Origin of the sequence: Kitasatospora sp. NPDC059571, from assembly GCF_042735675.1 — a bacterium.
GTDB lineage: Bacteria > Actinomycetota > Actinomycetes > Streptomycetales > Streptomycetaceae > Kitasatospora.
Genome location: NZ_JBHWBW010000243.1, coordinates 1 through 11,181 on the forward strand (window position 1 = coordinate 1; position 11,181 = coordinate 11,181).

The following is an 11,181-nucleotide window of genomic DNA, read 5'->3' on the forward strand; positions in this document are numbered from 1 at the left end:
GAGCACTACCTGGACAGGGTGGGGGTCACTGTTTAAATCAAAGTATCGCGCACCAGACTGCGCGGGCCGTTATATACGAGGATCACGGCCCTCGGTCGTTCCATCGGCGGGAGCGGCACGCACAGGCGCAGGGGCCGGGCAGCGACGTCCTCACCGACGTCGGGGCCCGGCCCCTCCTGGTGCCGGGTGGTGCGCTCCGCTTCGCCCGTCCACGTGTTCTGCGGTGCGCGGCCCCGGCCGACGCGACCCCTCCCCAGGGGTCAGCGCCCGATCAGGTCGGCGACGGCTCTCGCCTGGGTCGCCAGTTGGTCCCAGCCGCCGAACAGCACGAGCAGCAGCACGGCGCAGGGCAGCACGATCGCCAGCGCCACCGCCGGGTGGCGGTCCGCCGTGGGCGACTGCCAGACGAACGGCCGGCGGCGCCGCCCGTCTCCGGAGAGCCGGCTGGCCATGATCGTGTACTCCTGCTCGTCTACCGGCGTGCCGGTGGCGGGACTGGGACGGAAATCCGGAGCGGCGGGCCGTGACCTCGGGGGACGAGTACCGGCCCGCCGCTGAGAACAACGGTAGGCGCGGCGCGCTTGCGGGTCGTCATGCCCGCGTATTGTTCTGCAGGCCTCCGCGAGGATGAGTCCGCGCCGCCGCGCCTACTCCGGAAGGCGGAGGAGAAACCGATCACATCCCCGAGGCAACCCTGAGACCGACCCCGAACCACCCGGTCGGCGGCGCCCCCGCGCGCCTTTTCGACGGAGATCCGACAATCCGACCGTCGCTTCAGGTGTTGCGTGCCAGCGGACCACTCTGCGCAGTCCGTAAGCTGTGCCGGGACAGTATTTGACGATGCCCCATGCGACGGGGGCTCACTCCACGGGCTGACGGGGACGGCGATGGCGATGATGCGGCTGAGGCGTGAGGACCCCCGCATCGTCGGACCGTTCCGACTGCACCGGCGCCTGGGTGCCGGCGGCATGGGCGTGGTCTATCTCGGCTCCGACCGCAAGGGCCAGCGGGTCGCCCTCAAACTGATCCGCGCCGAGCTGGCCGAGGACGTCGAGTTCCGCACCCGGTTCGCGCGCGAAGTCGCCGCCGCGTCCAAGATCCGCGGCGGCTGCACGGCCCGGGTGGTCGGCTCCGACCTGGAGGCCGACCGCCCCTGGCTGGCGACCGCGTACGTGCCCGGCCCGTCGCTGTACAAGCGGGTCGGCGACGACGGGCCGCTGCCCTGGCCGGAGGCCGCCCGGGTCGGCGCCGCGCTCGCCGACGGGCTGGTCAAGGTGCACGAGGCCGGGGTCGTCCACCGCGACCTCAAGCCGTCGAACATCCTGCTCTCCCCCCGGGGCCCGCGGATCATCGACTTCGGCATCGCCTGGTCGCGCGGCGCCAGCACGCTCACCCACGTCGGCACCGCGGTCGGCTCCCCCGGCTTCCTGGCGCCCGAGCAGGTGCGCGGCGCCGCGGTGACGCCCGCCACCGACGTCTTCGCGTTCGGCGCCACGCTGGCCTTCGCACTGACCGGCGAGTCGCCGTTCGGATCGGGGGCGTCCTCCGAGGTGATGCTGTACCGGGTGGTGCACGAGGAGCCCGACCTGGCGGCCGTCCCTCCGGTCCTCGCCCCGCTGATCCGCGCCTGCCTGGCCAAGGAGCCCGCCGAGCGGCCGGGCGCCGCGGCCCTGCACGAGCGGCTGAACGAGCTCGCCTCGCGCGGCAGCGCGCTGCCCGGCGGGGCCGCACCGGTCCGCGGCCGCACCGCGGAGCCGGTGGCCGAGCCGGTCGGGCGGCGGCCCGCCGGGCCCGGACGGGCCGCGGGCCACGGCACCGCCGGTCCCGGCACCGGGGGGCACGGCCCCGGCAGCAGAGGTCCGGGCACCGGAGGGCACGGGACGGGCGGCGGCAACCGCGGCACCGGCGGACGGGAGGTCCCGGCCGGACGCCCCCGCAGACCCGCCGGCCAGCGCCCGACCAGTGCGATGCCGCGCCCAGACCAGGACACCCTGCGCGAGCGGCACCACACCCCCGCCGCCGCCCGGCCCCGCGACCGCCAGCACACCCCGGTGCCCGGCCGGGCCCCGACGACCCCCCGGCAGCGGCTGCTGCGTCAGCGGGTAGTGGTCTTCGTGACCGTCACCCTGGGCGTGGCCCTCGCCATCGCCGCCGCGCAGGGCTGCGAGAACCGCAGCAACCAGGGCCTGGGCCGGCCCGGCGCCTCCGCCGGCGCCTCGGCGCCCGGCCTCTCGCTGGACGGGGCCGGCCGGGCCTCGCTCACCCCGGCCCCCCGCAGCACCGGCGGCGCCGGGCTGGCCCCGGCGGCCGGCGCGCTGCCCGCCGTGGACTGGCCCGACCGCGCCTACCGGGATCCGGCCGGCGGCCCGGAGATCCGGCTGCACGACGGGCGGACGGCCGGCGACGGCGCCCAGATCGCCCTGAGCACGGTGCTGCCCGCACGCTACCGGGACGCGCCCGCCGCGCTGGTGGTGCTGCGCCGCTCCGAGGGCGCGGTGCCGGTGGACCTGGTCGAGCTCTTCGGCTTCGACGGGGACTCCCCCGTGCTGATCGCCTCCCGCGCCTCGGCCGCCGACCCGCAGGCCGGGGCCTCGTGGCGGGTCGAGAACGGCGCGCTGGTCCGCGAGGAGCGGGTCACCCTCACCGGGGCGGTCTCCTCCACCCGGTACACCGTCCGGCCGGACGGCAGCGGCCTGGAGGAGTCCTGGCCCGGTGCCGGGGTGAGCGGCGGCAGCGGCTGACCCGGCCGGCCCGGCACGGCGGCGCCGGACCCGCGGATCAGCCCGCGGCGACCGCGTAGAAGGCGACCGCCGCCGCCGCGCCGACGTTGAGCGAGTCCACCCCGTGGGCCATCGGGATGCGCACCCGGCGATCGGCCGCGGCCAGCGCCCGGCGGGTCAGGCCGTCGCCCTCCGCGCCCAGCATCAGGGCCGCCCGGGGGATCAGCTGCGGCCGCGTCGCGGCGAGGTCGTCGGCGCCCGCGGGGGTCAGCGCCAGCAGTTCGAACCCGGCGGCCCGGACGGTGTCCAGCGCGGCCGGCCAGGGGTCGAGCCGGGCATACGGCACCGCGAAGACGGCGCCCATGGAGACCTTCACGGCACGGCGGTACAGCGGGTCCGCGCAGTCCGGCGAGAGCAGCACGGCGTCCATGCCGAGGGCGGCCGCGCTGCGGAAGATGGCCCCCAGGTTGGTGTGGTCGACCAGGCCCTCCAGGACGGCGACCCGGCGGGCCCCGGCGAGCAGGTCCGCGGCCTCCGGCAGCGGCCGGCGCTCCATGGAGGCGAGCGCACCGCGGTGGACGTGGTAGCCGGTGACCTGCTCGGCGAGGCCTGGCTCGACCACGTGGACGGGGGCGTCCGCGGCGGCGATGACGTCGCCCATGACCTCCAGCCACTTGGGCGTCAGCAGCATCGACCGCATCCGGTAGCCGGCGTCGACGGCCCGGCGGATCACCTTCTCGCCCTCGGCGATGAAGAGGCCCTCGGCGGGCTCGCGGCGGCGGCGCAGTTCGACGTCGGTCAGGCCGGTGTAGTCGGCGAGGCGCGGGTCGGCGGGGTCGGTGACGGTACGTGGTTCGGACACGGGCCCGATCCTGCCCCGCCCCCCCCCCCCCCCCCGCCCGCGGGGCCGCGGGCGCCCGCCGCGGGGGGGGCGCGGAGCCGCCCCCGCAGCGGGGCCGTCAGTGCGCGAGGACGTTGACCACGTCGCCGATCACGATGACCGCCGGCGGCTTGATCTGCTCGGCCTCGACGGCGGCGGCGACGGTGGCCAGGGTGGCGTCCACCCGGCGCTGGGCGGCGGTGGTGCCCTCCTGGACCACGGCGACCGGGGTGTCGGCCGGGCGGCCGCCCTCGATCAGCCGGGCGGCGATGGCACCGATCTTGTCGACCGCCATCAGCAGCACCAGGGTGCCGGTCATCCGCGCGGCGGCGTCCCAGTTGGTGAGGGAGCGCTCGTCCGGGCCGACGTGTCCGGAGATGACGGTGAACTCGTGGGTCATCCCGCGGTGGGTGACCGGGATGCCGACCGCGGCCGGCACGCTGATCGAGCTGGAGATGCCGGGGACGACGGTGACCGGCAGCCCGGCCTCCAGGCAGGCGAGGAGCTCCTCGCCGCCGCGGCCGAAGACGTACGGGTCGCCGCCCTTGAGGCGCACCACGAACTTGCCCGCCTTGGCGTGCTCGACCAGCGTCCGGTTGATCGCCTCCTGGGCCATGTAGCGGCCGTAGGGGATCTTGGACGCGTCGATCACCTCGACGTGCGGCGGGAGTTCGGCGAGCAGCTCGCGCGGGGCGAGCCGGTCGGCGACCACCACGTCGGCGTCGGCGAGCAGCCGGCGGCCGCGGACGGTGATCAGGTCGGGGTCGCCGGGGCCGCCGCCGACCAGGGCCACGCCGGGGGTGCGCTCGCGGTACTGGCGGGCCGCGAGGGAGCCGTCCCGCAGGCCGTCCACGATGGCGTTGCGCAGCGCGGCGGAGTGCCGCGGATCGCCGGTCAGCACGGCCACCGTGGCGCCGCCGTCGCGCCCGCTGGCGGGCGTCCAGGCGGTGGCGGCGGACGCGTCGTCGCTGCGGGCGCAGAACACCCGCAGCCGCTCCGCCTCGGCGGAGACGGCGGTGTTGACCGCCGGGTCGTCGGTCGCGACCAGCGCGTACCAGGTGTCGGCGAGGTCGCCCTCGGCGTACGCGCGCTCGTGCCAGGTGATCTCGCCGGCGTCGGCCATCGCGTGCACGGCGGGGGTGGTGCCCGGCGATATCAGGTGGACGTCGGCTCCGGCCGCGATCAGCGCGGGCAGCCGGCGCTGGGCGACCTGGCCGCCGCCGACCACGACGACCCGCCGGCCGGCGAGCAGCAGGCCGACCGGGTACGGCGTCAGCCCCTCGGTGGTGGGGTGGGGAGTGGGCGCGTTCATCTGCGGGCTCCTGGGTGGGGGTGCGGGCAGCGCCTGTCCCGGTACCGGCGCGCCCTCGGGCCGGTACCGGGAGAGGCCGGGTGGATCAGGCCTTCTCGGTGACCCCGGCGGAGTCGAACGTGGCTACATCGTGCATCGCCCGGGCCGCACTCTGCACCAGCGGAAGCGCGAGGAGCGCGCCGGTGCCCTCGCCGAGGCGCAGGTCGAGGTCGATCAGCGGACGCAGGCCCAGCTTGCCGAGGGCGGCCTGGTGGCCCGGCTCGGCGGAGCGGTGGCCGGCGATGCAGGCCGCCAGGGCCTCGGGGGCGATGGCCTTGGCGGCCAGCGCGGCGGAGCCGGCGATCACGCCGTCGAGGATGACCGGGGTGCGCAGCGACGCCGCACCGAGCAGGAACCCCGCGATGGCGGCGTGCTCCAGACCGCCGACGGCCGACAGCACGCCGATCGGGTCCGCCGGGTCGGGCCGGTGCAGGGCCAGCGCGGTGCGGATGACCTCGACCTTGCGGGCGTGGGTGGCGTCGTCGATGCCGGTGCCGCGGCCGGTGACCTCGGCCGGGTCGAGCCCGGTGAACACCGAGATCAGCGCGGCGGAGGCGGTGGTGTTGGCGATGCCCATGTCGCCGGTGATCAGCACCTTGTTGCCGGCCGCGACCAGGTCGCGGGCGGTCTCGATGCCGACCTCGATCGCCTGCACGGCCTCCTCGCGGGTCATCGCGGGGCCCTGGGTCATGTCGTCGGTGCCGGCCTTGACCTTGCGCGGCAGCAGACCGGTGGTGCGGCCCTGCTGGATGGCGTCCGGCAGCTCCGCCTTGACGCCCACGTCGACCACGCAGACCTCGGCGCCGACCTGGGCGGCGAAGGAGTTGACGACCGCACCGCCGGCCAGGAAGTTGGCCACCATCTGGCCGGTGACCTCCTGCGGCCACGGGGTGACGCCCTGGGCGTGCACGCCGTGGTCGCCGGCGAAGATCGCCACGCAGCCGGGCTCCGGGATCGGCGGCGGGCACTTGCGTGCGAGGCCGCAGAGCTGGGCCGCGATGATCTCCAGCACGCCGAGCGAGCCGGCGGGCTTGGTCATGCGCTTCTGGCGGTCCCAGGCGTCGCCGAGCGACTTGGCGTCCAGCGGGCGGATACCGCGCAGGGTGTCGGCGAGCAGGCTGTGCGGCTCCTCGCCGGGCAGCGCGCGGTTGCCGTACTGCTCCTCGTGGACGACCCAGGAGAGCGGGCGCTTCTTCGCCCAGCCCTGCTGCTGGAGCTCGGGCTCCTCGGGGAAGGCGTCGACGTAGCCGACGCAGAGGTAGGCGACGACCTCCAGGTGCTCGGGCAGGCCGAGCTCGCGGACCATCTCCTCCTCGTCGAAGAAGCTCACCCAGCCGACGCCCAGGCCCTCGGCGCGGGCGGCCAGCCAGAGGTTCTCCACGGCGAGGGCGGCCGAGTACGGCGCCATCTGCGGCTGGGTGTGCCGACCGAGGGTGTGCCGGCCGCCGCGGGTGCGGTCGGCGGTGACCACGATGTTCACCGGGGTGTCGAGGATGGCCTCGATCTTGATTTCCTTGAACTGCTTGGCCCGGCCCTTGGGCAGCGAGTCCGCGTAGGCGTCGCGCTGGCGCTGCGCGAGCTCGTGCATCTTCCGCCGGGTCTTGCGGGAGCGGATCACCACGAAGTCCCACGGCTGGGAGTACCCGACGCTGGGCGCGGTGTGGGCGGCCTCCAGCACGCGGAGCAGCACCTCGTGCGGGATCGCGTCCGGTCGGAAGCCGTTGCGGACGTCGCGGCGGGAGCGGATGACCTGGTGGACGGCGTCCCGGCCGGCCTCGTCGAAACCGGGGGCGGCGGGCGGGCGCTCGGCACCGTCCACGGCCGCCGGCCCGGCCTCGCTGGCCTCCGGCGCGGCGGTGCCGGCGGTGTCGGCGGTCATGGTGGCCTCCGGCTGTACGGCCGGCTCGGCGACGGCGATCGGCTCGGCGGCGGCCGCGGGGGCCTCGGCCGGGGTGGTCTCGGCGGGCGCGGGCACGGCGTCCGCCGGCTCGGCCGGCACCGGCTCGGCGGCGGGCGCCTCGGCGGCGGCCGACACGGCCTCCGGGGCTGCGACGGACACGGCCTCGGCCGGGGCCCGGACGGCCTCCCCCGCCGGCTCGGCCTGCTCGACGGCGGCCTGCTCGACAACGGGCTGCTCAACGGCAGGCTGCTCGACGGCGGGCTGCTGCTGGGCGGCGAGCACGGCGTCCGCCGGCTCGGGGGCGGCGTGCTCGACGACGGCCTGCGCCGCGGGCACGGCCTCGACCGCCGGCTGCGGCTGCTCGTCCGCAGCGGCCTCGGCCACGACGACGGGCTCCGCAACGGCCACGGTCTCCGTGACGGCCGGGGCGCTCTCGGCGGCCGGGGCCTCGGCGGGCGCCACGGCATCGGCAGCGGCCGGCGCCTGCGACGGGTCGGCGACGGGCTCCGCGGCGACGGCCGCCCCGCCCTGCTGCGGCTCGGCCTGCACGGCCGCGGCGGCCGGCTCGGCGAGGGCGGGCTCGGCGAGGACGGCCTCGGCGACGGCGACGGCGGGCACCTCAACCTCCGCCACGGCCTCGGCCGGTGTCGGCGCAGCCTCCTGCACGGGCGCGACGGCGGTCGGCTCGGCGGCGACCGGCTCGGCGGCGGCGACCGGCTCGATCAGCGGGAGGCCGTGCGGCACCGGCGCGGCCAGGAAGGCCGAGATCCGGCGCGGCTGGCCGCCGGCCTGGGCCGGGATCGGGGCGGCCGTCCCGGTGGCCACGGCCGGGGCCTGGTCGGCGACCGGCTCGGTGGCGGCGACCGGCTCAATGGCGGGGGCCTGCTCCGGCGCCACGGCGACGGCGGCCGGGACCGGCTCGGCGGCGGGCGCGGCAGCGGCGGCGGGCGCCTGCTGCTGCGGGGCGGCCGGCTGTGGCTGGACGGCCACCGGCTGGGCCGGGACCGGCTCGGCGGCGGGCATCGGGATGCCGTGCGCGGGCGTGCCGGACGGGCCGCGGTCGGCCAGCGACCGGACCGGAACGTGGCCGGTCATCAGCGACGGGTCGGGGATCGGCGGCCCGGCGTGCAGCGGCCGGCGGACGGCCTGCGCGGTGCCCTCGGCACTGTCGGGGACGGCCCCTGCGGCCTGCAGCGGGGGCGCCAGCGGCGGCCAGGACGGCTCGACCGGGACGCCGGCGGCGCCGGGCTCGGCCGGCTCCTCGACGGTGCGCAGCGACATGGTCTCGATCACCGGCTGCCCGGGGGCCGCGGGCTCGGCGGCGGCCGGGCCGGCGGCGGGCAGGTCGGTCGCAGGTGCCTCCGCGGCGGGCGCGGGCTGCTGCTGCTGCTGCTGGACGGCCTCGGCGGCGGGCGCCGCGGCCGGGTCGACCAGCACGGTCTCCACGGCGCCGTGCACGACGGCGTCGCCCCAGGCGGTCTGCGGGCCGGGCATGAGCAGGACGTCGTCCTCCTCGTCCAACTGGTCGGGCTGGTCGAGGAAGGTGTACGCCGGGCGGTGCTCCCCCTGCCAGGCCGCCCCGCCGGACAGGCCGACGCCGGGCAGCGGCCCGGTCAGCGGGTCGGTCAGCGGGTCGACAGGACCCGCCGTCCGCTCCGGCACGTCCGTTCGCTGCCCGCTCGGAGGTACGAGAGAGGCATCGCTCGGGAGGTGGCCGCCATCGGTCATGTCCAAAGCTCCTTCCAGGCCGCTTCCGCGCCCTCGGCGACGCGATCGCCGACCGCTGCCACCCCTGCACGCCACCCGTCCCGGGTGGCGCGCCAGGAGAAATTACGACCATCCGGGGCGACCGGCACGACCGGTGCGGGGCCCTCGGGATTGTTAGGGGCCGACGTGCGCCGCGTCGAATGCCTGCGGACCGCGCCCCAGGGGTTGCGGCGCGTCAGATGGGGCCGACCGTACCGGGGGCACGGTGCACCGATCGCCGTGCGCAACCAGGACGCCACCCTACCGGCGGGGGCCGACACGCTCTCGAATCGGTGTCCGGATGCGACGGGGATCACCCGTGGCGGGGCCGGTGCCGGATCGGGCGTACGAACCGTCAGAAGGCCTGTTCGGCCCAGAGCACCAGGGTCTGCTCGCCGGGTCCCGGCGCCAGGCCGGCCGGGGTGCCGTCCGCGGGGGCCAGCGCCGAGGCCTGCAGCAGGGCGCCCTCGGTGCGGTACCCGGCGGCGGCGACGGCGGACCGGATCTCCTCCGCCTCCGCGAAGGTGTGCGCGACCGCGACCAGGCGCTCGGGGCGCCTGGTCAGCACCGCCCGCACCACCTCTGCGCCGCCGTACTCCACCACCACCGCGTCCGGTTCGGGCAGCTCGCCGAGCACGTCGGGTCCGGCGCCGTGCACCACGTCGACCTCGACCCCGTAGCGGCGGGCGTTGACGCCGATCCGGCCGCAGGCGGCGCGGTCGGCCTCGACCGCGACCACGGCCGCGCCGAACCGGGCGGTCTCCACCGCGAGCGCGCCGCTGCCGGCCCCGACGGCCCAGACCAGGTCGCCGGGGAGCGGCCCGAGCCGGGCCAGCGCGAGCGCCCGCACGTGCGGCGGCAGGGCGCGGTCGGCGTCCGCGGCCGCGTACGTCTCGGCGGGCAGGGCCCAGCCGCGGTCGGCGCCGGGGAAGCCCACCGGCCGCCCGGCGAGCCAGCCGGCCGGCTCGTCGCCGGCGTGGTGGTTGGGGCCGCCGATGACCAGGACGACGCTGGGGTCGCGCCAGTCGTGGTCGGGCACCCGGTCGGAGGTGAGGACGGTGACGTCCTCGTCCGGGGTGCCGAGCGCCTCGCAGACCACGAAGGTGCGGTGCACGCCGCGCAGCATCAGGGCGAGCTCGCTGGGGCCGGCCTCGGCGGTGGTGAGCACGGCGACCTTGGGGTGGGCCCGGCAGACGTTGGCGGCGCGGCGCAGCCGTCCGCCGTGCGCGGAGACCACCTGCGCGTCCTCCCAGGGCATGCCGGCCCGGGCGAAGGCGGCGGCGACCGAGGAGACGGCGGGCAGCACCTCCAGTTCGAGTCCGTACTCGGGGCGGCGCAGGGTGCGGACGACGCCGAAGAAGCCCGGGTCCCCCTCGGCGACGACGACGGCGGTGCCGCGGTGCTCGGCGATCCGGCGGGCGGCGGCCTGCACGCTGCCGAGGGCGATGCGTTCGGCGGCGGCCGGCACCGGCAGTGCGCTGAGCTGGTACGGCGCTCCCGCGACCAGGGTGGCCCCGGCGAGCGCGGTGGCGGCGGCCTCGGTCAGCGGCGTGCCGTCCCACCCGATGACCGTGATCCGGTCAGCCATCTGCGGCAGTTCTCCCTCACCCCGGTCCGCCCCGACATCGGACGGCGCGGCGTCGGCCGGCGGCACGTCCAGGTGGAGAGGCTACCTGGTGGCGGGGCGGTTTGCGGCACGACCTCGGCCACCGGGCGGGCCGGGTCGGGCGGGGTCAGTCGTGCAGGACGTAGCTCGGCTCGGCCCAGCCGCCGGCCTGCGGGGTCTCCAGGTCCTCGGGGAGCAGGCTCCAGAGGATGAGGTCGGTGCGGCCGGCGGCGTCCGGCACGGTACGGCGGGCGGCGGCGGGCTCCTCGCCTCGGCCTATCCAGGCGCTGCGCAGGACGCCCTCGCTGATCGCCCCGATCTTCTGGGCGACCTGCTGGGCCGCGGTATTGCCGGCCGCGGTGCGCAGTTCCAGGCGGAGGAAGCCGCGGTCCTCGAAGAGCCACTGGGCCACGCCGAGGGCGGCCTCGCCGGCGTAGCCCTCGCCGCGGGCCCAGGCGGCGGTGACGAAGCCGATCTCGGTGGAGCGCAGCCGCCAGTCGGTGGCCCGCAGGTCGGCGAGGCCGACCAGGCGCTGGGTGAGGTGCTCGGTGACGGCGAAGACGATGCCGTGGCCGTCGGCGCGGCGGGCCGGGGCGATCCGGCTGATCCAGTCGCGGGCGTGCGCCTCGGTGAACGGGGCGGGCAGGTCCGTCCAGGCCTGGACCAGGTCGTCGGCGGCCATCGCGACCAGGCCCGCCGTGTCGCCGTCGTCGAGCGGTCGCAGCAACAGCCGTTCGGTGCTGATGGCCGTCTCGGGGAAGCTCGCTGCCATGCCGTCTCTCCTCGCCGGGTCGTGGACACACCGTACGCCCCGCCTCTGTGCGGGCCAGCCAGGGTACCGGCATTCCGGCGACGGGCCGTCAGATCGGGCTGCGACACGGCGGCGGCGGGCGCATACTGCGCGGCCGGGGCCCCGCCGCGGGGGGGGGGGGGGCCCCGCCGGGGGCGGTCGGGGGGGGAGGGTGGGGGGGTTGACCC

The 11,181-nt window shown here is 77.2% G+C and carries 6 protein-coding genes and 1 pseudogene; 1 reads left to right on the plus strand and 6 read right to left on the minus strand.

Features of this window, described 5'->3' with window-relative positions:
- Positions 1–260 precede the first annotated feature (260 nt).
- Positions 261–452, minus strand: coding sequence for a hypothetical protein (locus tag ACFV0G_RS24195; RefSeq protein ID WP_380551588.1), 192 nt, complete (start codon positions 450–452; stop codon positions 261–263).
- Positions 453–887: 435 nt separating this feature from the next.
- Here ACFV0G_RS24195 and ACFV0G_RS24200 point away from each other — a divergent pair.
- Positions 888–2,168, plus strand: a pseudogene (locus ACFV0G_RS24200) (serine/threonine-protein kinase); the annotation flags it as partial.
- Positions 2,169–2,778: 610 nt separating this feature from the next.
- On the opposite strand, the gene ACFV0G_RS24205 reads toward ACFV0G_RS24200, so the two are convergent.
- The 5 genes from ACFV0G_RS24205 to ACFV0G_RS24225 all read right to left on the minus strand — a co-directional run bounded on the left by ACFV0G_RS24205 (position 2,779) and on the right by ACFV0G_RS24225 (position 10,975).
- Positions 2,779–3,582 (minus strand): TrmH family RNA methyltransferase, encoded by an 804-nt coding sequence (locus ACFV0G_RS24205; protein WP_380551591.1) that lies wholly within the window; start codon positions 3,580–3,582, stop codon positions 2,779–2,781.
- Positions 3,583–3,679: 97 nt separating this feature from the next.
- Positions 3,680–4,912, minus strand: coding sequence for a uroporphyrinogen-III C-methyltransferase (gene cobA, locus ACFV0G_RS24210; protein ID WP_380551594.1), 1,233 nt, complete (start codon positions 4,910–4,912; stop codon positions 3,680–3,682).
- 85 nt (positions 4,913–4,997) lie between these two features.
- Positions 4,998–8,579, minus strand: a complete 3,582-nt coding sequence (gene cobT / locus ACFV0G_RS24215; protein WP_380551597.1) for a nicotinate-nucleotide--dimethylbenzimidazole phosphoribosyltransferase — start codon at positions 8,577–8,579, stop codon at positions 4,998–5,000.
- Between the two features lie 373 nt (positions 8,580–8,952).
- Complete coding sequence (gene cbiE, locus ACFV0G_RS24220; protein ID WP_380551600.1) at positions 8,953–10,185, minus strand: precorrin-6y C5,15-methyltransferase (decarboxylating) subunit CbiE; 1,233 nt, start codon at positions 10,183–10,185, stop codon at positions 8,953–8,955.
- 145 nt (positions 10,186–10,330) lie between these two features.
- Positions 10,331–10,975: a GNAT family N-acetyltransferase gene (locus ACFV0G_RS24225; RefSeq protein WP_380551603.1), complete on the minus strand. Its 645-nt coding sequence runs from the start codon at positions 10,973–10,975 to the stop codon at positions 10,331–10,333.
- Positions 10,976–11,181: the final 206 nt, after the last annotated feature.

Coding starts and splice junctions, on each gene's coding strand:
- ACFV0G_RS24195 (WP_380551588.1), bottom strand. CDS start 452: ATGGCCAGCCGGCTCTCCGGAGACGGGCGGCGCCGCCGGCCGTTCGTC.
- cobA (WP_380551594.1), bottom strand. CDS start 4,912: ATGAACGCGCCCACTCCCCACCCCACCACCGAGGGGCTGACGCCGTAC.
- cobT (WP_380551597.1), bottom strand. CDS start 8,579: ATGACCGATGGCGGCCACCTCCCGAGCGATGCCTCTCTCGTACCTCCG.
- cbiE (WP_380551600.1), bottom strand. CDS start 10,185: ATGGCTGACCGGATCACGGTCATCGGGTGGGACGGCACGCCGCTGACC.
- ACFV0G_RS24225 (WP_380551603.1), bottom strand. CDS start 10,975: ATGGCAGCGAGCTTCCCCGAGACGGCCATCAGCACCGAACGGCTGTTG.